The sequence below is a fragment of the Methylobacterium sp. GC_Met_3 genome (genome assembly GCF_026540775.1).
Classification (GTDB): Bacteria; Pseudomonadota; Alphaproteobacteria; order Rhizobiales; family Beijerinckiaceae; genus Methylobacterium.
The window spans coordinates 13,108-39,220 of sequence record NZ_JALNUL010000039.1; the positions used below are offsets into that span (position 1 = coordinate 13,108).

A 26,113-nucleotide genomic window follows, 5' to 3' on the forward strand; every position below is an offset into this window, starting at 1 on the left:
GCCCGGCGCCCGCGTAACGGGCGCCGGACCGGCAGGGGAACGAGGAGAGACCATGCCCAAGGTCGTCATCAGCGAGTTCATGGACGAGGCGGCCATCGCCGAGGACCTTGCCGGCTTCGACACCCTGTACGATCCCGGCCTCGTTGACCGGCCGGACGCGCTGGCGGCGGCGCTGGCCGGTGCCGACGCGCTGATCGTGCGCAACCGGACCCAGGTGCGCGGCGCCCTGCTCGACGCCGCGCGGGATCTGAAGGTGGTGGGCCGCCTCGGGGTTGGGCTCGACAATATCGACATGGCGGCCTGCCGGGAGCGGGGCATCGCGGTCTACCCGGCGACCGGCGCCAATGACGGGGCGGTGGCCGAATACGTCGTGGCCACCGCAATGCTGCTGCTGCGCGGCGCCTACGGGGCGACGGCGCGCGTCGCCGCCGGCACGTGGCCGCGCAACGCCCTGATGGGCCGCGAGATCGCCGGCCGGCGCCTCGGCCTCCTCGGGTTCGGGTCGATTGCCCGGGAGACCGCCCGCCGGGCCGCGGCCCTGGGGATGGAGGTCGCGGCCCACGACCCGTTCGTCGATCCCGGGGATCCCGCCTGGAGCCCGGACCACGGCCCCGTCCGGAACCGGGATCTCGAGGCCCTCATCGCTGAGAGCGACGTGCTGTCCCTGCACGTGCCGCTCACCGACGAGACCCGCGGCCTGATCGACGCGGCCGCCCTCGCCCGGATGCCGAAGGGCGCGATCCTGATCAACGCGGCGCGGGGCGGGATCGTGGACGAGGCGGCCGTGGCGGACACGCTGCGCGCCGGCCATCTCGGGGGCGCGGCGCTGGACGTGTTCGACCGCGAGCCCCTCGACGCGCAGGCCGGCGCCGTCTTCGCCGACGTGCCGAACCTGATCCTGACGCCGCACATCGCCGGTGTGACTCAGGAATCGAACGTGCGCGTCTCGTCCGTCACGGCGCGGGCCGTGCGCCGCCACCTGACGGAGCGCTGAGCCGATGCCGGCCCTGGCCCTGCCGGAGGCCGAGAACCTGGCCGCCCAGGCGCTGGTCGGTGCCGAGGCGAATGGGCTCATTGGAGCGCGGACAGGTTTTGCGCTCCGGGTCTACCACGCACCCTCCCTCCTCCGCAGGGGCTTGCGGATTCACACAGCGGGTTCGGATACACCGGTTCAGGATCGAGCGCGGGTCCCCTCTTTCGAGGGGGGAGAGGGGTAGGATGAGGGTCGAGAACTTTCAGAACGCAGTGCGCCCTGTCGGCACATCAATCGTGTCCCCTATCCTGAGCGTTCTCATCCCTCACCCCAACCCTCTCCCGCCCGGGAGAGGGAGCCCGTCGCGTTCCGTCGTCGACCCCAGTGCCCAACGGAGATCCGTGAACATCGTAGCCCACACGGGGGAGGGGCCGGCTGCGTTCCGTCACGAACGTCAATGTGCAATCTAGATGCGTGAGTATTGTGGGCCGCAGAGGGGGAGGGAGATGCACGGAGCCGACAGCCCGTCCTTCGGGAGCGACCGTCGTGAGCGCTGACGCCTCCTCCAAGCCCGCCGCCCGCTCCGCCGCCGGAACCGGTGTCAGCACCGCGCTCCTGCCCGGCATCGGCCTGTGCGCGGCGATCACCGCCGTGGCGATGGCCGCGCAGGCGCTGGAGGAGCGGGCCACCGGCCATCCCTACGTCGAGGCCCTGGTGCTTGCGATCCTGCTCGGCATCGCGGTGCGCACCGCCTGGACACCGGACGGGCGCTTCCGCACCGGCATCGCGTTCTCGGCGAAGCAACTCCTCGAGGTCGCCGTGGTGCTGCTCGGCGCCTCGCTCAGTCTCGGGGCGATCCTCGCCTCCGGCCCGGCGCTGCTGGCCGGCATCGTCGGCACCGTGGTGATCGGCATCGCGGCGAGCGTGGCGATCTGCCGGGCGCTCGGCCTGCCGGCCCGGATGGCGATCCTGGTGGCCTGCGGCAACGCCATCTGCGGCAACTCGGCGATTGCCGCGGTGGCGCCGGTGATCGGCGCCGAGCCGAAGGACATCGCCGCCGCGATCGCGTTCACGGCCGTCCTCGGCGTGCTGATGGTGCTCGGTCTGCCGCTGTTCGTGCCGCTGGCGGGCCTGAGCGACAATCAGTACGGCGTGCTCGCCGGGCTCACGGTCTACGCCGTGCCGCAGGTGCTGGCCGCCACCGTGCCGGTGAGCCTGCTCTCGACCCAGGTCGGCACCCTGGTGAAGCTCGTGCGCGTGCTGATGCTCGGCCCCGTGGTGGTGGCGTTCTCGCTGATCGCCCCCCGGCTGCCGCAGGCTCCGGACTCGGCCGCGTCCCAGACGCCAGCCCGGCCCGGGCTGACCAAGCTGGTGCCGTGGTTCATCCTCGGCTTTCTGGCGCTCGCCACCCTGCGCTCGCTGGGGCTGGTGCCCGACGCCGCCGTGAAGCCGCTGACCCAGCTCGCGGGCGTGCTCACGATTCTGTCCATGGCGGCGCTCGGCCTCGGCGTCGATGTCCGTGTGCTGGCCCGGGTGGGCGGTCGCGTGACCCTGGCGGTCACCGCCTCGCTCGCCGTCCTCGTCGCGGTGAGCCTCTGCCTCATCCACGGGCTCGCAATCCGGTAGGCGCCGGCGGGCCGACCCCGTATCCTCCCCCGGGGGGCCCGACCGAGCGACTGGAGCGACGAGCGATGACGCGCGATTCCGACGATCCGCCGGCCCGGCGGCGCTTCCTCGTCCAGGGTGCGGCCGCGGCGGCGGCCCTCGTGGGCGGACGCGCCCGGGCCGACGAGGCGGCGCCCCCCGCCATCCCGGACTGGATGAAGACGCCCGGCGCCGATGTCGGCAGCCAGACCTACGGCACGCCCTCGCGCTTCGAGGCGGACGTGATCCGCAACGTGCCCAAGGGCCTCAAGCAGTACACCTCCGCGTCGAGCCGCACGCCGCTTCAGGATCTCGACGGCATCCTGACGCCGAACGGCCTGTTCTACGAGCGCCACCACGGCGGCATCCCCGACATCGACCCCGCCCGGCACCGGCTGATGATCCACGGGCTCGTCGAGGCGCCGCTGATCCTGACGATGGACGACATCCGCCGCTTCCCGTCGGAGTCGCACATCTACTTCCTCGAATGCTCCGGCAATCCGGGCTTCGAGGCGATCAAGGGCAAGACCGCCTCGGACCTCGTCGGCCTCGTCAGCTGCGCCGAATGGACCGGCGTGCGCCTCGCCACGGTTCTGCGCGAGGCCGGGCTCAAGCCGGAGGCGCAATGGGTCGTGGCCGAGGGGGCCGACGCCGCCGCCCTCACCCGCAGCATCCCGATCGACAAGTGCCTGGACGACGCGCTGCTGGTCTACAGCCAGAACGGCGAACGGCTGCGGCCGCAGCAGGGCTACCCGCTGCGGGTGCTCCTGCCCGGCTTCGAGGGCAACATGAACGTGAAGTGGCTGCGCCGCCTCAACGTGACGGCGGAGCCGGCCTATTCGCGCGAGGAGACGTCCAAGTACACGGATTCCATGCCGGACGGCACGGCGCGGCAATTCACCTTCCTGATGGAGGCGAAGTCGATCATCACCCGGCCCTCCGGCACCCAGCGGATCGCCCCCGGCTTCCACGAGATCAGCGGCATCGCCTGGACCGGGCGCGGCAAGATCCGGGGCGTGCAGGTGACGACCGACGGAGGCAAGAGCTGGCAGGACGCGGCGCTGCAGGAGCCGGTCCTGACCCGGGCGCTGACACGCTTCCGCCTGCCCTGGACCTGGAACGGCCAGCCAACGACCATCATGAGCCGGGCGGTCGACGAGACCGGCTACGTGCAGCCGAGCTTTTCGGATCTGACCGCCGTGCGCGGGCTCAAATCCTTCTACCACAACAACGCGACGATCCCCTGGCGCATCGCGGCGACCGGCGAGGTGACCAATGGCTACGCGTAACACCCGCGCACTGACGGCTGCATTGCTCCTGCTCGGCGGCGTCGGCGCGGCGCGGGCCGCGGAGCGCTACGGCATCGGCCGGGCCGCCACCGCGGCCGAGATCGCCGCCTGGGACATCGACATCGACCGCGACGGCCGGAAGCTGCCCCCCGGCAGCGGCAGCGTCGCCCACGGCCGGGACGTATTCGACGCGCAGTGCGCATCCTGCCACGGGGCCCGCGGCGAGGGCGGGATCGGCGATCCGCTGGTCGGCGGCCGGGGCAGCCTGGCCTCGGCCAAGCCGCTCAAGACGGTCGGCAGCTTCTGGCCCTACGCGCCGACCCTGTTCGACTACATCCACCGGGCCATGCCGATGAACGCCCCGGAATCGCTCAGCACCGACGACGTCTACGCGGTCTCGGCCTACATCCTGAACCTGAACGGTCTCGTGCCCGACGAGGCAATGCTCGACGCCCATGGGCTGGCCGCGGTGCGGATGCCGAACCGCGACGGCTTCGTCCCGGATCCCCGGCCGGACGTCCGCTGACCGGCGGCGCCTGTGACTCCTGGGCGCTTATCAAGAGTGCTGACCCGTACCCGACGCCCCTCCCCCCTCTGGGGGCTTGCGGATTCACACGTCTCTGCCGGACGACAAGGGCTTGAGAAATAAGCGTGTTTCCCCTCCCCCTTGCGGGGAGGAGAGCGCGTCTGTGCCCGCGAAGTTGAACATCCTCGCCTCCGCGGTGGAGAGACGCGCCAAGCCGGGATCGATCGCACCGCTCATCCGCCGTTCAGGCAGCGGGGCTGATATTCGTTATAGCCAAGCTATAGACTAGTATTTCTGGATTGTAACTGCAGACATAATTTGAAAAACTGAGATAAGCTGGGCTATTTGAAGATTAAAGTTCCCTGAATGTATAATTCAGAACCGATTAAATCCGGAGCGCCTACCAGCGCCGTCCGAAGGCGATGAGACGCGTCTCACCGTAGCCCGTCCCCGGATCGGCACGGTGAAGCGCAGGACCCCGCGGGGCCGCATCGCGCACGGCACGGGGCGCAACCACATGTCAGGGAGCAAAGACGAGCGGGCGGTCCCCAACGCCGCGCGGGCCGCGACGGCCGGGTCGGTCGTTGCGTTCCCGTCGCGACAACGCCCCCGCGCGCCCCAACGCGCGATCGATGCGGCAGCCCGGGAGCGGATCGGGCGCGGCCTGCGCCTGCACTACGCGGACGTCCTGTCCCTTCCGGTCCCGGACCGGCTCCTGACGCTCCTCGACGCCCTCGCCGACACGGAGGCCCAGCCATGACCCTGATGCTCCAAGCCGTTCCCGCGGGGAGTGGATCCGGCGCGGCCCCGACGGGCGCCGACCCCGAGATGCGCGACCTCCTGCTGGGCGCGATCCCGGCCTTGCGGGCCTTCGCGTTCTCGCTGACCTTTGATTTCGACCGCTCGGACGACCTCGTGCAGGATACGCTGGTCCGGGCCTGGATCAACGCCGCGAGCTTCCGCCGGGGCACCAACCTCACGGCGTGGCTGTTCACGATCCTGCGCAACCTGTTCTACTCGGAGCAGCGCAAGCGCAAGCGCGAGGTGGAGGATGCCGACGGGGTCCATGCCGGCCGGCTGACCAGCCTGCCCGAGCAGGAGGTCCGGATGGAGATGGCGCAGTTCCAGAGCGCCCTGAACCAGCTCCCGGCCGCCCAGCGCGAGGCGCTGGTCCTGGTCGGTGCCCAGAGCTTCACCTACGAGGAGGCGGCGGCGATCTGCGGCGTCGCGGTCGGCACGATCAAGAGCCGAGTCAGCCGGGCGCGGGTCAGGCTGATCGAGGCGCTGGGCATGGAGGGGACGGACGATATCGGCACCGACGCGCAGACCCGGGCGGCGCTCGACGGGGGCTGAGCGACCTCACTTGATCAGCCGGACGGCCTCGCGGAAGCGCGGATGCCGGGCGGTGCCGAGCCACTCGAACACCACCATCTCGGTGGTGACGATCTCGGCACCGTGGGCCGCCATCCGGGCGAGCCCTGCGTCCCGGTTCCCGGTCTTGCGGGAGCCGACCGCGTCGGCAACCACATAGACGCGGCGCCCCGCCTCCAGCAGGCCGAGCACCGTCTGCAGCACGCAGATATGCGCCTCGCAGCCGGTCACCACGCAATCGCGGTCGTCGGGCAGGCGGTCGAGAAAGCCCGGGGCCTGCACGGCGCCGAAGCTAATCTTCGGAATGGCCGTCCCGGGCTCGGGGGCGAGCTCCGGCACCGTCGGCCCGAGGCCCCCGGCATTCTGCTCGGTGACCAGCACCGGCACGTCGAGGAGCTTCGCGGCGGCGGCGAGACGGCCCGTGTTAACGATCACCTCGGCGCCCGCCGCAATGGCCGGCATCAGCCGGACCTGAACGTCGATGACGAGGAGCAGGGAGCGGGCGGGGTCGATCAACGGCATCGGTCTCGGAGTTTGTTGGACGGGGACAGTCATGGTTTCGAAAGGTCGAGACCTTTCGCGGGTCCAGGGCAGCGCCCTGGTAAACGTCTCAGGGCTCTGCCCTGAGAACCCGCCAAAGGGCTCGCCCTTTGGAATCCCGGGCCGAGCGGGCTCTTCAATACGTGGCGAACACGCGCGCCACCGCCTCCGGCTCCGCCGTGACGGTCAGCGCCAGGGCGAGGAGGATCCGGGCCTTCTGCGGGGTCAGGTTGTCGGCGCTGAGGATGCCGCGCTCGCGCAGGCGGGTGGACAGGGGCACCACGCCGCTCCCGGCCCGGGTCGACATCACCACCACGATCCCGGCGGCGGCCGCCGCCTCGAGGGCTTCGGCCTCGCCGGGCGGGACCATGCCCGGGGCGAGCCCCGCCGCGACGAGGCCCCGCGCCCCCGCGGCCCGGAACGCCCGCACGGCGGTGCCGTCGGCATCGGCGTAGCCGTAGGCGATGTCGACCCGCGGCAGCGCGGGCAGATCCCGGATGTCGAAGGGCGTGCCCGGCGCGTGCGCGCGCTCGGAGCGGCGGTAGTACCGGACATCATCGCCGTCGACCTGGCCGAGCACCCCGAAATCCGGCGTCCGGAAGGTCTGGAGCCGGGCCACCGAGGTCTTGGTCACCTCGCGGGCCGCCTGGATCTCGTCGTTGAGCACCACGAGGACGCCGCGCCCGCGGGATTCGGGCGCCGCGGCGGTGCGCACCGCCGCCACGAGGTTGAGCTTGGCATCGGTCGACAGCGCGCTCATCGGGCGCTGCGAGCCCACCAGCACCACCGGCAGGTCGACCGTCAGGGTGAGACTGAGCGCGTAGGCGGTCTCCTCCAGGGTGGCGGTGCCGTGCCCAATCACGATCCCGGCGAGGTCCGGATGCTCGGCGGCGAGGCGCGCGCACAGCTGCACGAGGTCGCGCCACTCCGAGAAACCGATCGCCGGGCTCGGAACCGCCCGGAACGGGACCGGCACCATGGTGGCCACGCCGGCCAGTTCCGGGACCGCCTCCAGGATGCCGCCGGCCTCCAGGCGCCGGCCGGTGGCGCCGTAGTCGAGGATGTCGAGGGCGTCGCGCCCGAGGGACGCGATCGTGCCGCCGGTCCCGATGAACGCGACCTTGGGCAGCCCGCGTTCCGTCATCATGCCTGCCGCCATGCCGAGCCTCCCGGCCGTCCCCGGCCTCGCGAATGCGGGCGGACGATGCCGCGGCGCGAGGCCCCGGTCGACCCCGCCCGGCGCAGGCGGGCGATGCGCCGGACGATGGGCGCAGCGCTGGGACGCGATCGCGTCAGCTCCGGAAGTCGACCAGCAGGGCCGAGATGCGGGAGCTGGCGCTGGTGCCGCTCGCCCCGTAGCCGACGCTGGACGACTGGCTGTTCTGGAATTGCTGGAGGAAGCCGGCCAGGAGATCGTTCGTCGACGACGTGTCGGCGCTGCTCGACGAACCGGAGGTGCCGCTACCGGAGGCGTCGGCGGCGGGCGGCGAGCCCGGCGGGGGGCCCGGGGGTGGGCCGCCCGCGCCCGAGACGCCGCCATCCGCCGCGTCGGCGGTCTGGGTGCTCCGGCCGTGGCTGGCGAACAGGGTCTTCAGCTCGGTGGCCTGATCGTCGGTCAGGCTGCCGCTGCTGACCTGATCGGCGATCAGGCTGTCGACCCGGTCCTTCATGGAGGACGGGTCGAGCTTGGCCTCGGTGCCGCTGCCGGCGCTCGCGCGGTCCGCCGACAGGCTGGAGTCGATCGACGACAGGGCGCTGGTCGACGCGGTGGCGTCGGTGCCGCTGAGGGTGCCGGCCGAGAGCGCGCTGCTGATCGTGTCGGCCATCCGCGTCTGCGGGCTGTCCTGGGCCGACCGTCGCGGCGCGTAGAGCTGCGACGTCGTGGCGGAACTGATGGGACTCATGGAAACGCTCAGGGCACGAGACTGCTGGAATCGCCCGGCGGCGGGTCCGTGTGCAAATTACCCACGCAGTTCTTAAGAGTGGGTTTCCCTAGCGCTGGCACGGTGAGACACCGGGTTGAAATCCGGATCCACGCGTCGCCGCGCGGCGGATGCCGGGGCCTCCTGCGGACCGGAACCGGAGGTGGCGCGTGGCCGCGCCCGGTCGACGGCGTCGCCCGGAACCTGGATCAGACGCCGGCCGCCACCCGCAGCGGCAATACCGCCGCGGTCTCACCCAGACGCGCCGCGGGCACGCCATGCGTGTAGAGGCCGCGATGCTTCGGATGCGGTGCGAGCCGGTCGGTCAACCCGATCACCGTCTCAGCCGCGCCCAGAAGCAAAGCCCCCTCCGGCGTGAGCTGGGCGGCGAGCCGCGCCAACACGTCCGATTTCGTCGGCGCGTCGAAATAGATCAGCACGTTGCGGCAGTAGATGATGTCGAACTGGCCCAGCATCGTGAAGCTTTGCAGCAGGTTGAGCTGGCGATAATCCACCATGTTGCGCAGGCTCTGGGCGATCTGCCACTGCTCGCCGACCTGATTGAAGTACTTGATCAGCCACTGCACCGGCAGGCCGCGCTGGACCTCGAAATGGCTGTAGAGCCCGGCCTTGGCCTTCTCGATCACTTCGGTGGAGATGTCGGTGGCCACGATCTCGACCTGCCAGCCCGGCATCCGGGGCGCCGCCTCCTGCAGCAGCATGGCGAGCGAGTACGGCTCCTGGCCCGTGGAGGAGGCCGCGCACCAGATCCGCAGCCGGCGCCGGCTGGCGTTGCGGATCAGCGCCTCCGGCAGCAGCGTGTCGCGGAACAGGTCGAACGGGATCCGGTCGCGGAAGAAGAAGGTCTCGTTCGTGGTCATCGCCTCGACCACGCTCCGCTCCAGCGCCCCGTTCCGGCCGAGCTTGAGCGTGCTGATCAGCTCGCCGAGGCTTCCGAGCCCGCAGCGGCGGCAGATCGGGGTCAGCCGGCTCTCCACGAGGTAGCGTTTCTCGGCGGTCAGCGCGAGGCCGGAGCGCTGCTTGAGGAAGCCGCGCAGGAATTCGAATTCGAGTTCGGTCATGCCGGCTGACCCGTGATCATGGCGCGCAACGCCGTCGCGAGGTCCGGCAGCGGCAGGACCGCCTCGGCGAGGCCGGCCCGGGCGACGCTGCCCGGCATCCCCCAGACCGTGCTGGTCGCCTCGTCCTGGGCGAGGACCGGACCGCCGGCATCGGTGAGCGCCCGGGCACCGTTGGTGCCGTCCGAGCCCATGCCGGTGAGGATCACGGTGACGGTGGCGGCGCCGAACACGACCGCCGCGTCCTTGAACAGAACGTCGACCGCCGGCCGGCAGAAATTCACCGGCGGCCCGTCGGTCAGCTTGATGATGGGTCCGTTCGGGCCCGCCACGAGGCCCATGTGGCGGCCGCCCGGGGCGACATAGATCCGGCCGGGCTCGATCCGCTCGTCGGTCTTGCCCTCGGCGGCCGGGATTCCGGTGCGGGACGTCAGGTGCTCGGCGAACACCGCGGTGAAGATCGGCGGCATGTGCTGCACGATCAGAACCGGCAGGCGGCGGAGCGTCGCGGCGCCGATGCCCTCCAGCATCTCGCCCACCGCCCGGGGCCCGCCCGTGGAGGAGCCGATCAGCAGGGCGCGGGGCGCCGTGCGGCTGCGAACCTTCGGCCGCAGGGTGAAGGGTGTCGGCGCGCGCGGCGCGGCCGGCGGGGCCGCATGCGCCGACACGGGGGCGGCGGGCGCCGGATGGGCTGCCGACGCGAGGGCGGAGGCCGGGCGCCGGATCCGGGCCCGGGCCGCACCGAACACCCGCACGCGCTCGATCAGCTCGGCCCGGAACACGTCCGAGGTGGTGACGCCGCGGCTGCTCTCGGGCTTGGCGATGTAGTCCACCGCCCCGAGCGCGAGGCATTTCAGCGAGATGTCGGCGTTGCGCGTGGTCAGCGTCGACATCATGACGACCTGCACGCTCGGGCTCATGGCCAGCATGCGCGGCAGCGCGGTGGTGCCGTCGAGTTCCGGCATCTCGATGTCGAGCAGGACCACGTCCGGATCGTGCTTGGCCATCATCTCGACGGCGATACGCCCGTTGGACGCCGTGCCGACCAGCGTGAAGCCGGCCTCGCCGATCCAGCGGGCCACGAGGCCGCGCACCACGGCGGAATCGTCGGCGACCAGAACCCGGATCGCGGCGGCCCCGGATGTGCTCTGGGTGGGCGGGTTCCGTGGCGGTGCAACCGCGGGACTCAGGGCCATGATGCGTGCCTCGGATACGGGGGCGCGGATGTGCGTAAAGGGGCGCGAAACGATCAGGCCGCGTCGGCGACGAGCCCGACCTGCTCGAGCTTGGCCGTCAGGATATCGCGGTCGAACGGCTTCATGATGTATTCGTCCGCCCCCGCCCGGAGGGCCCGGGCGATGGCGCCGACATCGTTTTCGGTGGTGCAGAACAACACCTTGGGGAACTCGCCCCCCTCGCTCTGGCGCAGGGCCTGGAGGAAGGCGTAGCCGTCCATGTTCGGCATGTTCCAATCGAGCAGGATCGCGTCCGGCATGTGGGCCGCGCAGGCTTCGAGGGCGGCGCTGCCGTCCTCCGCCTCGCTGACGTTCATCCCGAGGTCCTCGATGATCCGGCGGGCGACCTTCCGGATCACCGCGGAATCGTCCACCACCAGGCAGTTGGTTTCGTGCGGCGCCTTCATCGGGCTCTCCCTCAAGCCGCCTTGGCGCCGGCCGCCGTGAAGCCGAGAAGGGCATCCACGTCGAGGATCACCAGCAGGCGCCCGTCGAGGCGGTGGACACAGGTCGCGAGGTTGCGGAAGCGCGGATCCAGGTTGATCGGCACCGCCTCTCGGCTGTCGGCGCCGAGCTTCAGCACCTCGCCGACCCCGTCGACCACGAGGGCGAAGGTCTCGCCCGCCTGCTCCAGGCCGATCGCCATCTTCGGACTGGCCTTGCCGCCCTCGCCCTCGGCCTCCGCGTCGGGCAGGCCCAGGCGCCGGCGCAGGCTCATGGCGGTGACCACGCGACCGCGCAGGTTCAGGAGGCCCACGATCTCGGCCGGCGCGAGCGGCACCGGCGTCACCCCCGACGGCACGAACACGTCGTGGACCCGCTCGATCGCCAGCCCGAACAGGGTCTCGCCGACGAACACCGTCACGAAGTCGTTGGTGGCACCGGTCTCGACGCCGTTGGCGCTCGCTCGGGCGCTGTTGGCGTTGGCATTGGCAGCCTGCATCGGAACTCTCCGGATGATCGTTTCGATCGTTGCGATCGCTGTGGGGCGGGCGGCGCCGGGATCAGGCCGCCTTCGAGACCGTTTCGGCGCCGAGCTCGGCCAGGGCGGCGATCAGGCCGGCCCGATCGAACTTCGCCACGAGATCGGCGATCGCCAGGGTCCGGGCCCGCTCCACGGCGTCGGCCCCGATCGTCCCGGTGAGGCCGATCACCGGGAGCGCGGCGAGCCGCGGCTCGGCCCGGCGCATCGCGGCGACGAGGTCGAAGCCGCTGCGGCCCGGCATCTCCAGATCGGTAACCACCACCTCGATCTTCGGCTCGGACTGGAGCGTGTTGAGCGCCGCCTCCGCACTCGCCGCCGTGATCACCTGATAGCCCGCGGCCTTCAGCACCGGGGTCAGCATGTCGCGGAAGAAGGCCGAGTCGTCGACCAGCAGGATCGTGGAGAGCTGCTCGGGCCGCTTCAGGCCGCGCGCCCAGTCATCGTAGGCCAGCGGCAGGAAGTGGGCGATGTTGATGATGTCGGTCGCCCGGCCCCGAAGCACCGCTGAGCCGATCAGGTCCGAGCGGTCGGCCGCGATCTCGATGTCGAGCCGCTCCTCCACGATGTCGACGATCTCGTCGACCACGAGCCCCATGGCGCGCTCGCCGTCGGAGAACACCACCAGGGCCTGGGTCCCCTCCGACTTGATGGTGATCGCCGAATCCGCCGGAACGAGCGGCATCAGGCGCCCGCGGTACTGGATCAGCGCGCGGCCGCCCAGCCACTCGACCTTGGCGCACTCGATCTCCTCGAGGCGGGTGACCAGCGACAGCGGCACCGCCTTGAAGCTGCCCTGACCGCCCTTGAACACCAGCAGCGTGGTCTTGTTGTCGACCACCTCGCCCGCCGCGTCGTCGTCGGTCTCGGCGTGGCCGCCGCTGCCCTGAACGCCCTGAGCCACCTGCCGGGCGACGCCGTTCGGATCAACGATCAGCACCACGGCGCCGTCGCCGAGAATCGTGTTGCCGGCAAACATCGGGATGTGGCGAAGCTTCACCGACATCGGCTTCACGACGATCTCCTCCGTGTGGAAGACCTCGTCGACGAGGATGCCGAAGCGCTCGCGCCCGACCTGGGCGACCACCACGAAGCCGGCCTGCTCCGTCTCGGAGCCCGCCTGCGACTGCCCGAGCAGCCCGGTAAGCGACACGATCGGCAGCAGCCGCTCGCGCAGGCGCAGAACCGGCGCGCCGTTGATGCGCTCGACCCTTTGCGCCCCGGCATCGACCCGCACCAGCTCCAGCACCGCCACCTGCGGCAGGGCGAAGCGGTGCTCGCCGGCCCGCACGATCAGCGCCGCCACGATGGCCAGCGTCAGGGGAATCTTGATGGTGAAGGTCGTGCCCCGGCCCGCCGTGGTGGCGATGTCGATCAGGCCGCCGATGGTCTCGATGTTGGTCTTGACCACGTCCATGCCGACGCCGCGACCCGACACCGAGGTCACCGCCGCCGCCGTGGAGAAGCCCGCATCGAAGATGAACTTGGCGACCTGCGCGTCGGTCATCCGGTCGACATCGGCCTGGGCGGCGATCCCGCGCTGCACCGCCTTCTGGCGAATCGCCGCGAGGTTGAGGCCCTTGCCGTCGTCGGCGATCTCGATCGTGATCGTGCCGCCCTCGTGATAGGCGGCGAGCCGGATCGTGCCGCGGGCGGGCTTGCCCGCCGCCACGCGCTCGGCGGTCGATTCGAGGCCGTGATCGGCCGAATTGCGGACCATGTGGGTCAGCGGGTCCTTGATCACCTCGAGGACTTGCCGGTCGAGCTCGGTCTCGGCGCCGACCATCACGAGGTCGATCTGCTTGCCGAGTTCCGCCGAGAGGTCGCGGACCACGCGCGGCAGCTTCTGCCACGCATTGCCGATCGGCTGCATGCGGGTCTTCATCACGCCGTCCTGCAGCTCGGCCGTGACGTGAGACAGGCGCTGCAGCGGCACCTTGTAGCTCGAATCCTCGTGCCGGCGGGCGATCTCGAGGAGCTGGTTGCGGGTCAGCACCAGCTCCGAGACCATCGTCATCAGGTGCTCGAGCGTCTCGACGCTCACCCGGATCGTCTGGTTGCCCTTGGCGGCCGCGGTGGTCTCGCCCGGGGTCGTCTCACCCTCGGTGCCGGCGCCCTCAGCCTTCTCGGCGCGCGCCGGCTCGGCCTCGACGGCCTCGACCGGTGCCGCACTCACCTGCGGTGCGGGAGCGGCGGGCTTGGGTGCAGGAGCGGCGGCCGCCACCGGCGGAGGCGCTGCGAAATCCACGTCTTCCGGACCCGGCGCCGCCAGGAAGGCGGCCTCGAGGTCGTCGAGGGAGACTTCGCCGGGCTTCAGTTCGCGGATCACCGGATCGGGCAGCACCGGCTCGGGCCGCGGCGGGGGTGCCGCCGGCTCCGATGCCACGGCCGAGCCCTCGGCCATGCGCTCCAGGGCGGAGATGAGGTCGTCGTCCGACCCCGCCGGCTCGGTGCCGGTGGCCTCCAGATCGGCCAGGATCTCCTTCAGCCGGTCCAGGGTCAGCAGGATCAGCGTCACCGACGCGGAGGTGGCAGGCAGCCCGTCCCGGAACCGGCCCATCAAGGTCTCGGCCGCATGCGCCAAGGCTTCGAGGCGCGGAAGCCCAAGAAATCCGCACGTTCCTTTGATTGTGTGGACCAGTCGGAAGATATTCCGAAGGATCGTCTCGTTATTCGGATCCTGTTCGAACCGGACGAGCTCTGCATCGACCGTGTCGAGATGCTCGCCGCTCTCAGTCAGGAACTCGCGAAGCAGGTCGTCCATAGGCGCAACTCGTTACCGGAAGAAGGTCTCGCGCACCGTACTTACTCGGGCGCGGTTAGGGAAGCGTTTCAGTTCCCGCCCCGCGCCGGAGTTTTTCAAAATTTCACGCCAGTGTGGTGTTCGAACCCTCATCGGAGGGTTCAACGGATGCTTCGATCACTGTCGGCTCGGCCGTGATCGTCACCTCATCATCCTGGATGGCGAATCGAACACTCATGTCGGCGGCTCGCGCCACGAGGCCGGCATAGAACGGCAGGATGCCGTGGGCATCGACGGTGCCGCTCTCGGGGCTGCCGGCCATCAGCTCCTCCACGTGCGGGGGAATGCGGGCATGCGAGCCCTTGGCCTTGAACACGAAGCTCGGCGCCGCGCCGTCGCCGGAGACCACGACGTCGATCGCGCCGCCCCGCGGGATCGCGGTCGTGGCGATCATCACGAGGTTGAGGAGCAGCTTGACCTTGTTCTTGGGAAACAGCGCCTGCGGGGCGCTCCAGGTCAGCTTGGTCTTGTCGTCGGAGAACATGCCCTTGGCGACGCTTTCGGCATCGGCGAGGTCGATTGAGGCGCCGGCCGATCCCGCGGCGCCGAAGGCGATCCGCGCGAATTTCAGCCGGGCCGAGGCCTGCCGGGCGCTCTTGCCGATCAGCTCCAGCGCGAAGGTGCGCATCGATTCGTCCTCGTCGTCCTCCAGGACTTCGAGCCCGTTCACGATCGCGCCGACGGGGCTGATCACGTCGTGGCAGACGCGGGAGCAGAGAAGGGCGGCGAGGTCGAGGCCGTCGAGGGTCAGGGTCGGCGAGTTCGGGGACGACATGGTGCGCTCCGGGGGGATCTGGTTCGGGCGTCTGCGGGCCGGGGCCCCGACTGGCGGCCGTTCGTCGGCCGCCGCATCCGGCGTACACGTCGCCCAAAGGAGCCCGCGCCCAGCGGGTCGGACCGGGGGCGACGGCCGGTCCGCACGGATAAACGCCACGCCGGCCTTTGAAAAGCGTTACCGGGATTGACGGATCGGCGCGGCGGCGTCCGATTCGGACCGGCCTGTCATGGGCCACGCATCGCGAGATGGAGCCGGCAGAGGGAGAGCGCACGGTGTTGGCCATTGACCCAGCCCATCGACGATCCGTCAAATCCGCCAGCCCCTGACGCGGAGGTCCGCCCCATGCAGTCCGCCCCGACCCTGCGCGAGAGCCTGCAGCCCCGCCTGTCCCTCGGGGACCCGGAGGCGGCGCGAGCCCGGCTCGCCGAAATCGCGCCGGCTCTCCCGCCGGGTTTCCTGACGCCACCCTGCCGTGACCTGCTCCTGGGTCTCGCCGACCATTCCCCCTTCCTCTGGCGGGCGTGCCTGCGGGCGCCGGAGCGCCTGGTCGCGCTGCTGGAGCAGCCGCCCGATGCGGCGAGCCGGGAGATCATCGCCCGCCAGCGCGCGGTCGGGGCGGCCTGCGGGGTCAATCCCGACCTCGCCGAGGTCGGAAAGCGGCTGCGGGCCAACCGGGAGGCGCACGCGCTCCTCGTGGCGCTGGCCGATCTCGGCGGCGGCTGGGATGTCGCGGCGGTCACCCGGGCGCTGTCCGACTTCGCCGACGCCTCGGTGAGCGCGGCGACCGAGGCGCTGCTCCGGCAGGGACTCGCGACCGGTCGGTTCCGGCCGCCGGATCCGGACGCGCCGCAGGCCGGATCGGGGCTGATCGTCCTGGGGCTGGGCAAGCTCGGCGGCGGCGAGCTGAACTATTCGAGCGATATCGATCTCGTGATCTTCTACGAGACCGAAGCCGCGGCGGCCGCGACCGGGGGCGACCCGAAGCCGTTCTTCGTCAAGCTCGCGCAGGGGCTGGTGAAGCTCCTGTCCGACCGGACCGCCGAGGGCTACGTCCACCGCATCGACTACCGCTTGCGGCCGGATCCGGGCTCCACCGCGGTGGCCCTCTCCACGGGCTTCGCCTTCGATTACTATCAGACGCTGGGCCAGAACTGGGAGCGGGCCGCCTTCATCAAGGCCCGGCCGATCGCGGGCGACATCCCGGCCGGCACGGCGTTCCTTACCGAACTCGCGCCGTTCATCTGGCGGCGGCACTTCGACTTCCCGGCGATCGCCGAGATCCAAGCCCTGAAGCGGCAGATCCACATGGTCCGCGGCCACGAGACCATCGCGGTCGCCGGCCACGACATCAAGATCGGCCGCGGCGGCATCCGGGAGATCGAGTTCTTCGTCCAGACGCAGCAGCTGGTCTTCGGCGGCCGCAAGCCGAGCCTCCGGGGCCGCTCCACCGTGGCGATGCTCGACGGCCTCGCCGCGGCGGGCTGGATCGACGGACGCGCCCGCGACGAGCTGACCGAGGCCTACGGGTTCCTGCGCACCCTGGAGCACCGGATCCAGATGGTCCGCGACGAGCAGACCCAGCGCCTGCCGACCGGCGCCGAGGCGCTGACCGGGCTCGCCTTGTTCGCCGGCTTCCCGGATCTTGCGGCCTTCGAGGCGGCGCTGCTCCACCATGCCGGCCAGGTCCAGGCGCATTACGCCCTGCTGTTCGAGGCCGAGACGGCCGCGGACGACACCCTCGTCTTCGGCGAGTCCGAACCGGAGCCCGCCACCCTGGAGCGGCTCGGCACCTTCGGGTTCCGCGATCCGCCGCGCGCCTGGGAGACCGTGCAGGGCTGGCATCTGGGGCGCCGCCCGGCCCTGCGAACCGGGCGGGCGCGGGAAATCCTCGCCGAGATGCTGCCGGCGCTGCTCCGGGCGCTCGGCGGCACCGCCGACCCGGACGAGGCGCTGCTCGCCCTCGATCGCGCCTTCGCGCGGATGCCCGCCGTGGCCGAACTCCTGGCGATCCTGCGCTCGCACGAGCGCCTGCGCCTGCTGTTCGCCGACATCCTCGGGACGGCGCCGCGCCTCGCCGACACCGTCGGCTTGAGCCCGCACGTCCTCGACACCGTGCTGGACGCGGATTTCGTGACGCCGCCCCTGGATCCCGCTGCGGTCCAAGCCCAGTACCGGATGCTCGTGGGACAGCCGGCGAGCCACGAGGAGGTCCTCGACCGCTGCCGGGACGCCACGCGGCAGATGGCCTTCGTCACCGGCGCACGCCTCCTGTCGGGCATCCTGACGCCGCGGCAGGCCGGCGCGGCCTACACGGCGATCGCGGAGGCAACGGTGGCCTTGAGCCTGGCGGCGGAGGAACGCCGCTTCGCCCAGGACCACGGCGCGGTGCCCAACGGGCGGTGCTGCGTCCTGGCGCTGGGCCGGCTCGGCTCCCGGCAGCTCAGCGCCGAATCCGACCTCGATCTCGTGTTCCTGTACGACTTCGATCCCGAGGACCGCACCAGCGACGGAAGGCGGCCCCTCGACGCCGTGGTCGCCTACAACCGGCTGGCGCAGCGCCTGTTCGCGGCGCTCACCACAGCGACGCGGCGGGGACGGCTCTATGCGGTCGACCTGCGGCTGCGGCCCTACGGCAGCCACAGCCCGCCGGCCGTGCAGCTCACGGGCTTCGCGGCCTATCACCGGGACGGGTCGGAACTCTGGGAGCACATGGCCCTCGCCCGCGCCCGGGTCGTGGCCGGTGACGCGACCCTGGGGGCCGCCGTCACAGCCGAGATCGCCGCGATTCTTTCCCAACAGCGCGATCCGGCTAAAGTCTGCGCCGAGGCGGGGGCGATGCGGGCGCTCGTCGCCCGGGAGCGCGGCCATGCCGGCCCCTACGACCTGAAGCTTGCCCCCGGCGCCTTGTTCGACCTCGATTTCCTGGCCCAGACCGTCGTGCTGAGCCACGCCCGCGACTGGCCGGACTGCATCGGCCTCGGCGCGGAGGCCCTCTTCCGCGGGGCGGCGGCGCGCGGCCTGCTGCCGGACGAGGCAGCGGAGTCCCTCGCCGAGACCTACGGGTTCCTCGACGCGGTCTATCAATGGCAGCGGCTGGTGATGGCCGATCCCACCGCGGAACCGTCCGAGACGGCGGCCCGGCAGATCGCCAAGGCGGTGGGCCTGCCGGACGCGCGAAGCCTCGCGGCGGACCTGCGCCGCCACCGACGCCGGAGCCAGGCCCTGCTGGCGCGGATCCGGCGCACGGTGGCTTGAATCGCATCCCCGCTGATGCATCCTGCCGGCGGCAGCGGCAGCGTCGGCACCTGAGCCGGGAGGCGGACCGGATCGCAGATCGAGCGCCGGATTCGTACTCCAAACCGTCGACATCGCGTGCCGGCTCGGGCATTCAGAGTGGTCTGGGAGGAACCATGGCGGGCGCGGCGACGATCTCGGGGCCTGAGCGTGAGCGGATCGCCGCAGCGCTTGCCGAGATCGCCTGCGCGGCGGGCGAGATCCTGCGCCGCTATCACCGGGCTCCCTGCCCCCACGCCCTGAAGCCGGACGGCACCCCGTGGAGCGCCGCCGACGTCGAGTCCGAGGATTTGATCGTCGCCGCCCTGGCCGAGCGATTCCCCGGGATCGCGGTCGTGGCGGAGGAGCGCATGGCCGCGGCACGGGGCGAGGTGGTGGCGCCGGCCGACACCTTCTTCCTGGTCGATCCCCTGGACGGCACCCGCGACTTCCTGGCCGGAACGCCCGACTACTCGGTCAACATCGCCCTGGTGGCGGGCGAGCGCCCGGTGGCGGCGGCCCTGGCGGCGCCGGGCCTCGACCGGGTCTGGTGGGCAGGCACCGCCGCCGTCGAGGCCGTCGTGACCGCCGGCCGCCCCGGCCCCGGGCGACCGGTGCACGCTCGGGCCGTGCCGGAGGCCGGCCTCCTGGCGCTCGGCAGCCGCCGGCACGGTGATGCCGAATCCATGACCTGCCTCGCCGCCCTCCCGGTGATGGAGACGCGCCAAGTCGGCTCGGCGCTCAAGTTCGGCCTGATCGCGGCCGGGGAGGCGGATATCTACGTGCGCTGCGGCCCAACCATGGAATGGGACACCGCGGCCGGCGACCACCTCGTGGCGACCGCCGGGGGCTGCGTGGTTGTGCCGGGCGGCGGTCCGATCCGCTACGGGCAGCACGGGCCCGACCACCGCAACGGACCCTTCGCGGCGCTCGGCGACCCGTCCCTGGCCCAGCGCCTCACCCTGCCCGCCTCCTGCGGCACGCGCGTCGGCCGGCCGACGCTCAGCGCGACGTCGTAGACGCCGCGTCCGGCTGGTCGCGCAGGCCCGGCCATGCCGCCTCCGCCTGGCCGACGAGGCCGGGATCGGCCAGGAACCGGGCGCGGCGCCCCGCGTCCCGGAACAGGTAGAGGCGATTGCCGATCACCGCGAAGACCAGGGGATCGGCATCCACCAAGCGGCCCTCCAGGATGCCCGCGGCGTCGTAGCCCCCGAGCCGAGGAGCGTAGGTGGCCGGATCGTCCCGGAAGGCCTCGCGGTTGGCGCTGCTGGCGAAGCGCCAGACCCGTCCACCCCAGGTCAGCTCGAACCGGCCCGTCCCGGCGCGCGGCCCGTCCGCCAGAAAATAGCTGACCGGATCGAAGCCGTTGAGCGTCAGCAGCACGATCGGCGCCCCCACCGACTCGCCCGCCGCCGGCCGGGCCAGCATCAGGGCGGCACAGACGGCGAGCACGCGGGTCCGGCGCGACGTGAGGCATGCGGGGCTGCGGGCTGCGGGGTCAGGACGCGTTAACCACATCTTGCGAATTCCCACGGAAGCTGGTCCCACTCGTCAGACCGGACCCCTGCGGGACCGCGGACCCGGACGGATGCGTCCTCCGGGCCGCGGCCGGTTCCGGCCGGGCGGGACGAGAGCGGCACAGATCCATCGCACGAACCGTTAATCGAACCGGGCGAGGAGACAACGATGACGGCACGAGACGATCGCGACCCCGACCGGCGCCGCCTGCTGCGCGCGGGCCTCGCCCTGGCGCTCGGCGCCCCCCTGGGCGCCTCCCTCGGCATGCCTGGCACCGCCCTGGCGCGGGGCGAGGATGCCGACACCCCCGAGACCTTCCGCCCCGGCGAGGTCGTGGAATCGGGACACCGGTTCTTCGGATCGGTCTCCCGCGGCCTCGCGCTGACCGTCGAGGAGGCGGGCCGGCGCTGGGGCGAGCCGAACGGCTACATCCTCGGCCAGGAGGGCGGCGGCGCCGTTGTGGCGGGCGTCCGCTACGGCGAAGGCACGCTCTACACCCGCAATGCCGGCCAGCGGCGCATCTACTGGCAGGGGCCGTCGGTCGGCTTCGACGTCGGCGGCGACGGGGCGCGCACCATGATGCTGGTCTACAACCTGCCGAACGTGCGCGACCTGTACCGGCGCTTCGGCGGCGTCGACGGCTCGGCCTACCTCGTCGGCGGGTTCGGCATGACCGCGGTGGTCAACGACCGGATCATCGTGGTGCCGATCCGCAGCGGCGTGGGCGCACGGCTGGGGATCAATGTCGGCTATCTGAAGTTCACCCGGGAACCAACCTGGAACCCGTTTTGACGCTGCGGCGGGACGATTGGATTTCGCCCTTCCGATCAACCTGGGCTAGAGTGACGACGGGCCGGGTCTTCCGGCCGGATGCGCGGGTTGTTCCCTCGTGATCGAAGCGGTGATGATCTTCGCGCTGGGCTTCCTGGCCGCGAGCCTGTGCGGCTTGCTGCTGCTGCCGGCCCTCAACGCCCGGGCCGCCCGGCTGGCCCGGCGGCGGGCCGAGGCGCGCCTGCCCCTGTCGCCGGCCGAGATCGCGGCCGAGCGCGACTTCCTGCGCGCGCAGTTCGCCGTCCAGCAGCGCCGCCTGGAGCGCAAGGCCGAGACCGCGGAGGCCAAGCGCCAGACCGAGATGGCGGCGCTCGGTGCCGGGACCATGCGGGTCGCTGCGCTTACGCGCGATGTCGCGGCCCGGGATTCCGAAATCGCCCAGGTCCAGGCGAAGACCCGGGAACTCGAGACCGAGCTCGTCCTCGCCCGCGAAGACGGCACCGCGAGCCTCGCCACGCTCCAGGCCCTCGAAGACGCCCACGCCGACTTGCTCGACACGCTCCTGGGCCTGCGGCAGACCGCCCGGCAGGCATCCGGCCTGGATGCAGTGTCGACCGAGCGCGACGACCTGCGCGCGAGCCTCAAGGCGGCCGAAGAGGCCCTGGCGTTGACGCTCGCGGACCGCTCGGCCGACCGGCAGGCCGGCATCGAGCGGGAGAACGCGGATCTGCGCCGCCGGATCGTCGAAGTAGCCGACGCCGTGACGAGCCCGGGCCGCATGCCCCGGGCCGCCCATCCGGTTCCGCAGCCGGAACGGGTCTGACCGGGCTCCGACTTTCCCCCTTGGCGGGTGGGCGCAAACCGGCGCCGCTCGCCTTGTTTCGACCACGCAAAGGCCCCATCGCAACGCGGACGCCTTCTGCACATCTCCATTTCCCAAGATGGTACGGACACCCATGCGCCTGAAGCCAATCGTTCTCGCCGTCTTGGCGGCCACTGCCCTGACGCTGCCGGCCTCGGCGCAGCAGACGAAGCGCGGCAACGAGACCCTGAAGAAGTACTGCACCGGCGACTACCTGACCTATTGCGGCAATCTGGCCCCTGACGATCCGGCCACCGATGCCTGTTTCCAGAAGAACTGGAAGAAGCTCAGCGAGAACTGCCGCCGCGCGATCGACGCCTACGAGGCCGAGCAGGGCCAGAGCACCCCGTCCAAGGGCCGGCAGGGTGCGCAGGACGGCAAGGACCGCCGCGGCTGAGGCGAGTCTCCCCGTCGCGGCCGCGACCTGTTGCGGCCGCGCGCTCGCGCCCGCGCCCCGCAACCGCTAAGCTCGGGCTCCCGCCGGCGCCCCGCGCGCCGGTGCCGAGCCTGCCGGACCCGCGCGCGATGTTGTCGAACCCCGTCCTGAAGCTCCTTGCCGTGTCCGGCCTCGCCGCCCTGGCGCTCGCCGCCTGCGGACGGCGCGGCGCCCTGGAACCGCCCCAGACCACCGCCCCCGTGGCCTCCGCCGCCCAGGCGGGCTCGGACACGGCGAACGGCCGCCGGACCCTGCCGGTCTCGGTGGGCCTCGGCAGCGGCGCGCCCGAGCCGGATCCGGCCTCGGTCCGCGCCGGGGACGAGCTGTCGACGGCGGCCGTTCCGCCGGGGGGCACCGAGGCTCCGGTCCAGACCAGCCGCGGTGCGCGGCGGGGCTACCGCGTCCCGAAGGAACCTTTTATTCTGGATCCGCTGCTGTAGAGGGCGGAGGCCCGGGGCTCCGCAACGCGGCTGTGTGCTCCCGGTCATCCATCCCTCGGGCGCGCCCTGCGACCCGGACCGGATGTTTCACGGGAAACATTCCGTCCCCGGCGCCAGACGAGACACGGCCGAGATGCATCATTTTCACTACCGCGACGGCCGGCTCCACGCCGAGGACGTCGACCTGACGGATCTCGCCGATGAGGTCGGCACCCCGTTCTACTGCTACAGCACCGCCACGCTGGAGCGGCATTACCGCGTCTTCGCCGAGGCCTTCGCGGGGGACGACGCCCTGGTCTGCTTCGCCATGAAGGCGAACTCCAACCAGGCGGTGCTGCGTACCCTGGCGGCCCAAGGCGCCGGGATGGACATCGTCTCGGGCGGCGAGTTGCACCGGGCGCTGGCGGCCGGGGTCGATCCCGGCAAGATCGTCTTCTCCGGCGTGGGCAAGACCCGCGGCGAGATGGAGGCCGCGCTCAATGCCGGCATCTTCTGCTTCAACGTCGAGAGCGAGCCTGAACTCGCGGCCCTGTCCGAGACCGCCACGGCGCTCGGGTTCACGGCACCGGTCTCGATCCGGGTGAATCCGGACGTCGATGCCGGCACCCATGCCAAGATCTCCACCGGCAAGTACGAGAACAAGTTCGGCATCCCGATCACCCGGGCGCCGGCGGTCTACGCCACTGCGGCCACCCTGCCGGGCCTCGCGGTCCACGGCGTCGACATGCATATCGGCAGCCAGATCACCGATCTGGCCCCGTTCGCCGACGCGGCGCGGTTGCTGGCCGGTCTCGCTCGGCAGCTCCTGGCGGCGGGCCATCCGCTGCGCCACATCGATTTCGGCGGCGGCCTCGGCATCCCCTATCGCGACGACAATGCCCCGCCCCCCGACCCGGCGGCGCTCGCCGCGACCCTGCGGCCGCATTTCGCGCCGCTGGGCCTGCGACCGGTCTTCGAGATCGGCCGGATGATCGCCGGCAATGCCGGAATCCTGGTGACCCGGGTGCTGTACGTGAAGCACAGCGAGGGGCGCACCTTCGTGATCGTCGATGGGGCGATGAACGACCTGATCCGTCCCACCCTGTACGAGGCCTATCACGGCCTGCGCCCGGTGGCCGAGCCGGGGCCCGACACCCCATGGCGCGTGGTCGATGTGGTCGGTCCGGTCTGCGAGAGCGGCGACTATCTCGCCCTCAACCGCGAGATGCCCGAAGTGAAGGCCGGCGACCTGATCGCCGTGATGAGCGCGGGCGCCTACGGGGCGGTCCAGTCCTGCACCTACAACACGCGGCCCCTGGTGCCGGAGGTTCTGGTGCGGGGTCACCAAGCCGCGACCGTGCGTCCGCGCCTCGACGTCGAGGCGCTCGTCGCCCTCGACCGGGTGCCGGACTGGCTGGCGTGAGCGGCATCCCGGAGGGCGCGGCGGCTGCCGGCCCCCTCCCCCTGTCGATCTTCGTCATCGCCCACAACGAGGCGGACCGGATCGGCGCCACGATCCGGGCGGTGCGCGACCTGACCGACGACCTCGTGGTGGTCGATTCGGGTTCCACGGACGGCACGCAGGCATTGGCCGAATCGCTTGGCGCGCGGGTGATCCACAATCCGTGGGCGGGCTATGGGCCGCAGAAACGCTTCGCCGAGGAGCAGTGCCGCCATGTCTGGCTCCTGAACCTCGACGCCGACGAGGTGGTGCCGGGGATTCTCGCGCGGGAGATCCGCGCCCTGTTCGCGACGGGCGAGCCGACGAAGCCGGCGTGGCGGATCGGCATCGCCGAGATCTTTCCGGGTGAGGCGCGCCCGCACCCGCTCGCCTACACGCTGACTCCGGTGCGGCTCTACCGGAAGGATCGCGGCCGCTACGCCGCGTCCCCGGTCCACGACCGGGTGGCGCTGGAACCGGGGGTGACGGCGGGACGCCTCAAGGGCGTGATCCACCATTTCTCGGTGCGCTCGCTCGGCGACCAGCTCGACAAGCTCAACCGCTATTCGGACCAGCAGGCCGACGACCTGGAGGCCCGCGGGGTGGTGATTCCGAGCTGGCGGGTATTCGTCGAGCTGCCGGGCAATTTCCTGAAGGCCTATCTCGGCCGTCGGCATTTCGTGCGGGGCACCTACGGCTTCCTGACGGCGATGAACTACGCGATTTCGCGGCATCTGCGCATCGCCAAGCACGTCGAGCGCCGCCGCGTAGCGGCAGCCCGCCGGGATCGGGTTGACCCGCCCGGCTCGACCTTCTAGATCCAGAGCGCCGGAGACGTGGCCGAGCGGCTGAAGGCACTCGTTTGCTAAATGAGCATACCCAGAAATGGGTATCGAGGGTTCGAATCCCTCCGTCTCCGCCATCACTACGCCCAAGCTGCTCATAAATAACACGTTTTAACGGCACCTCCACGGGGGCCCCAACTCAGACGCCGGATGTCGGCGGACGTGAGCTGCTGTTGAGGGACGCCCCCTTCCAAACGATGACGCCCACCAATCACTTCAGGCTTCGGCCTGTGCTTTGGCGCAACGCCGAGACCCCGCAGACCCGTTCGTGGCCGAACTAGCGACCGGGAGTGCACGCTGAGGGTCGACCCAAGCCGCGCCTCATGGTTTTCGCTTCGACACCGACCTGCGCGACGGCGCACCGCGGGCGATCGGATGAGTTGCGCGACCGTTACGGGCTGTGGGCTACGCAGTCGGCCGCCGCCATCCGCCGCCCGGCATACACCGCTTCCGAACAAACGACTGACGTGGCGTGACGACGACCCGCTCGGGCGGAGTGCGACCGCCGGCCGCGGAGGAAATCTGTGTCTCGGGGTGAATTCCGGAGGTGGGCAACGGGAATCCCTCTCCCCGGCTGTTTCGAGCCGCAGCGAGACCCTGTCGTCATGCTCAGGCCGTCCTGTCACCCCACCGTAATCGAGCGCACGCTGCGTCACCGCGGGCGGGCGCACCTCGTCACCATCGCTCTGCGGTTCGGCATACTCACGTCACTTGCGCTCACCACGGTGCCCGCTCAGGCGGTCTCGCCGTTCGAGGGGCGCTACAAGGGCGTGGCGAGGGCCGGCTCGACCTGCAGGTGTTCGAGTTCGGCGACTGCAGCGGCGCTCACTTTGTCGTCGTCGGCACCGCAATCCCGGACCAGTGCACTGGCGAGCTGCGCGGACTTGCCAAGCCCGGCGACCCAGGGGCGCTCATGCTGACGCGCAAGGACAAAGGGTCGGACGAGACCTGTACGCTCACCCTGCGCTTCTCACCGGATCGCAAGCGCGTGCGGATAGAGGAGCGGCGCTGCGGCAACTTCCACGGGACGTCCTGCGCCTTCGGCGGTGCGCTCACCCGCGGCTGATCCCACGCCGCATCGGCCGGGCGTCCCCGCCCGCCCGGACCGCCATCATCCTTCTCCCTGTTCTATTCCTCCCTCGATGGATCACCGCCATGATGCACGCGACGCTAACGTTCGGCCGTCTGCTGCTGGCCGCTCACCCGGCCGTGCCGGTCCGGAAGATCGACTGGAAGTTTGTGTTCTGAGAGCGGACCCATGGCCGACTCTCCCCGCTTCGACGTCGACGAAACTGCGGCATCATCCGAGGACGGCCCGGTCCCGAGCGTGGGGCTGTTCTGGGGCGTCGGGCCTGACCTGACCGGTATTTTGGACCGAGCCAATTGAGAGGCTGCTGCATGGTGGT

General features: G+C 71.2%; 26 protein-coding genes and 1 tRNA gene. 17 read left to right on the forward strand and 10 right to left on the reverse strand.

Features of this window, described 5'->3' with window-relative positions; genetic code table 11:
• The first annotated feature begins 52 nt into the window (after positions 1-52).
• The 6 genes from OXS27_RS25900 to OXS27_RS25925 all read left to right on the forward strand — a co-directional run bounded on the left by OXS27_RS25900 (position 53) and on the right by OXS27_RS25925 (position 5,785).
• Positions 53-994 carry a hydroxyacid dehydrogenase gene (locus OXS27_RS25900; RefSeq protein ID WP_243924860.1) on the forward strand — a complete coding sequence of 314 codons (942 nt, stop codon included), beginning with the start codon at positions 53-55 and terminating at the stop codon, positions 992-994.
• A gap of 525 nt (positions 995-1,519) precedes the next feature.
• Entirely contained in the window at positions 1,520-2,599 is a 1,080-nt protein-coding gene (locus OXS27_RS25905; protein ID WP_243924861.1) for a putative sulfate exporter family transporter, read from the forward strand.
• A 65-nt stretch (positions 2,600-2,664) separates the two neighbouring features.
• Entirely contained in the window at positions 2,665-3,906 is a 1,242-nt protein-coding gene (gene soxC / locus OXS27_RS25910; protein WP_243924862.1) for a sulfite dehydrogenase, read from the forward strand.
• A complete protein-coding gene (locus tag OXS27_RS25915; RefSeq protein WP_267359865.1) occupies positions 3,893-4,432 on the forward strand; it encodes a cytochrome c in 540 nt (179 codons plus the stop codon). Before soxC ends, OXS27_RS25915 begins: the two co-directional genes overlap by 14 nt.
• 463 nt (positions 4,433-4,895) lie before the next feature.
• A complete protein-coding gene (locus OXS27_RS25920; protein WP_267359867.1) occupies positions 4,896-5,192 on the forward strand; it encodes a NepR family anti-sigma factor in 297 nt (98 codons plus the stop codon).
• Positions 5,189-5,785, forward strand: a complete 597-nt coding sequence (locus OXS27_RS25925) for a sigma-70 family RNA polymerase sigma factor (RefSeq protein ID WP_267359869.1) — start codon at positions 5,189-5,191, stop codon at positions 5,783-5,785. The genes OXS27_RS25920 and OXS27_RS25925 overlap by 4 nt, the downstream gene beginning before the upstream one ends.
• 6 nt (positions 5,786-5,791) lie before the next feature.
• Here OXS27_RS25925 and OXS27_RS25930 read toward each other — a convergent pair whose 3' ends face one another.
• The 9 genes from OXS27_RS25930 to OXS27_RS25970 all read right to left on the reverse strand — a co-directional run bounded on the left by OXS27_RS25930 (position 5,792) and on the right by OXS27_RS25970 (position 15,139).
• Positions 5,792-6,325: an isochorismatase family protein gene (locus OXS27_RS25930; RefSeq protein WP_267359871.1), complete on the reverse strand. Its 534-nt coding sequence runs from the start codon at positions 6,323-6,325 to the stop codon at positions 5,792-5,794.
• A 154-nt stretch (positions 6,326-6,479) separates the two neighbouring features.
• On the reverse strand, positions 6,480-7,502 hold the full coding sequence (locus OXS27_RS25935) for an asparaginase (RefSeq protein ID WP_267359873.1): 1,023 nt from the start codon (positions 7,500-7,502) through the stop codon (positions 6,480-6,482).
• Positions 7,503-7,635: 133 nt separating this feature from the next.
• Positions 7,636-8,247: a hypothetical protein gene (locus OXS27_RS25940; protein ID WP_267359874.1), complete on the reverse strand. Its 612-nt coding sequence runs from the start codon at positions 8,245-8,247 to the stop codon at positions 7,636-7,638.
• Positions 8,248-8,474: 227 nt separating this feature from the next.
• Positions 8,475-9,347 (reverse strand): protein-glutamate O-methyltransferase CheR, encoded by an 873-nt coding sequence (locus tag OXS27_RS25945; protein WP_243924869.1) that lies wholly within the window; start codon positions 9,345-9,347, stop codon positions 8,475-8,477.
• On the reverse strand, positions 9,344-10,540 hold the full coding sequence (gene cheB, locus OXS27_RS25950) for a chemotaxis-specific protein-glutamate methyltransferase CheB (protein ID WP_267359876.1): 1,197 nt from the start codon (positions 10,538-10,540) through the stop codon (positions 9,344-9,346). The genes OXS27_RS25945 and cheB overlap by 4 nt, the downstream gene beginning before the upstream one ends.
• 53 nt (positions 10,541-10,593) lie before the next feature.
• Positions 10,594-10,986, reverse strand: coding sequence for a response regulator (locus tag OXS27_RS25955; RefSeq protein ID WP_243926317.1), 393 nt, complete (start codon positions 10,984-10,986; stop codon positions 10,594-10,596).
• An 11-nt stretch (positions 10,987-10,997) separates the two neighbouring features.
• Positions 10,998-11,522, reverse strand: a complete 525-nt coding sequence (locus OXS27_RS25960) for a chemotaxis protein CheW (protein ID WP_267359878.1) — start codon at positions 11,520-11,522, stop codon at positions 10,998-11,000.
• A 61-nt stretch (positions 11,523-11,583) separates the two neighbouring features.
• Positions 11,584-14,325 (reverse strand): hybrid sensor histidine kinase/response regulator, encoded by a 2,742-nt coding sequence (locus OXS27_RS25965; RefSeq protein WP_267359880.1) that lies wholly within the window; start codon positions 14,323-14,325, stop codon positions 11,584-11,586.
• Between the two features lie 103 nt (positions 14,326-14,428).
• On the reverse strand, positions 14,429-15,139 hold the full coding sequence (locus OXS27_RS25970) for a histidine phosphotransferase family protein (protein ID WP_243926322.1): 711 nt from the start codon (positions 15,137-15,139) through the stop codon (positions 14,429-14,431).
• A 345-nt stretch (positions 15,140-15,484) separates the two neighbouring features.
• Between OXS27_RS25970 and OXS27_RS25975 the strand changes: the two genes are divergently transcribed.
• Together OXS27_RS25975 and OXS27_RS25980 are read left to right on the forward strand one after the other, a co-directional pair.
• Positions 15,485-18,397, forward strand: a complete 2,913-nt coding sequence (locus OXS27_RS25975; RefSeq protein WP_267359882.1) for a bifunctional [glutamine synthetase] adenylyltransferase/[glutamine synthetase]-adenylyl-L-tyrosine phosphorylase — start codon at positions 15,485-15,487, stop codon at positions 18,395-18,397.
• Between the two features lie 155 nt (positions 18,398-18,552).
• Positions 18,553-19,434, forward strand: coding sequence for a 3'(2'),5'-bisphosphate nucleotidase CysQ (locus OXS27_RS25980; RefSeq protein ID WP_267359884.1), 882 nt, complete (start codon positions 18,553-18,555; stop codon positions 19,432-19,434).
• On the opposite strand, the gene OXS27_RS25985 is transcribed toward OXS27_RS25980, so the two are convergent.
• Positions 19,418-19,867, reverse strand: coding sequence for a YHS domain-containing (seleno)protein (locus OXS27_RS25985; RefSeq protein WP_267359886.1), 450 nt, complete (start codon positions 19,865-19,867; stop codon positions 19,418-19,420). The two genes, OXS27_RS25980 and OXS27_RS25985, sit on opposite strands and share 17 nt — an antisense overlap.
• Positions 19,868-20,101: 234 nt before the next feature.
• Between OXS27_RS25985 and OXS27_RS25990 the strand changes: the two genes are divergently transcribed.
• The 9 genes from OXS27_RS25990 to OXS27_RS26030 all read left to right on the forward strand — a co-directional run bounded on the left by OXS27_RS25990 (position 20,102) and on the right by OXS27_RS26030 (position 26,094).
• On the forward strand, positions 20,102-20,725 hold the full coding sequence (locus OXS27_RS25990) for a DUF1134 domain-containing protein (protein ID WP_267359888.1): 624 nt from the start codon (positions 20,102-20,104) through the stop codon (positions 20,723-20,725).
• Positions 20,726-20,822: 97 nt separating this feature from the next.
• Positions 20,823-21,527 (forward strand): hypothetical protein, encoded by a 705-nt coding sequence (locus tag OXS27_RS25995; RefSeq protein WP_267359890.1) that lies wholly within the window; start codon positions 20,823-20,825, stop codon positions 21,525-21,527.
• A 133-nt stretch (positions 21,528-21,660) separates the two neighbouring features.
• Complete coding sequence (locus OXS27_RS26000; RefSeq protein ID WP_243926339.1) at positions 21,661-21,963, forward strand: 3',5'-cyclic-nucleotide phosphodiesterase; 303 nt, start codon at positions 21,661-21,663, stop codon at positions 21,961-21,963.
• A gap of 128 nt (positions 21,964-22,091) precedes the next feature.
• Positions 22,092-22,442, forward strand: a complete 351-nt coding sequence (locus OXS27_RS26005; protein ID WP_267359892.1) for a lipoprotein — start codon at positions 22,092-22,094, stop codon at positions 22,440-22,442.
• 133 nt (positions 22,443-22,575) lie between these two features.
• Positions 22,576-23,844 (forward strand): diaminopimelate decarboxylase, encoded by a 1,269-nt coding sequence (gene lysA / locus OXS27_RS26010; protein ID WP_243926343.1) that lies wholly within the window; start codon positions 22,576-22,578, stop codon positions 23,842-23,844.
• Positions 23,841-24,680: a glycosyltransferase family 2 protein gene (locus OXS27_RS26015; RefSeq protein ID WP_267359895.1), complete on the forward strand. Its 840-nt coding sequence runs from the start codon at positions 23,841-23,843 to the stop codon at positions 24,678-24,680. The genes lysA and OXS27_RS26015 overlap by 4 nt, the downstream gene beginning before the upstream one ends.
• Before the next feature lie 12 nt (positions 24,681-24,692).
• Positions 24,693-24,784: transfer RNA gene (locus OXS27_RS26020), tRNA-Ser, on the forward strand.
• A 719-nt stretch (positions 24,785-25,503) separates the two neighbouring features.
• Complete coding sequence (locus tag OXS27_RS26025) at positions 25,504-25,773, forward strand: hypothetical protein (protein WP_267359897.1); 270 nt, start codon at positions 25,504-25,506, stop codon at positions 25,771-25,773.
• 192 nt (positions 25,774-25,965) lie between these two features.
• Positions 25,966-26,094, forward strand: coding sequence for a hypothetical protein (locus OXS27_RS26030; protein ID WP_267359899.1), 129 nt, complete (start codon positions 25,966-25,968; stop codon positions 26,092-26,094).
• Positions 26,095-26,113 lie beyond the last annotated feature (19 nt).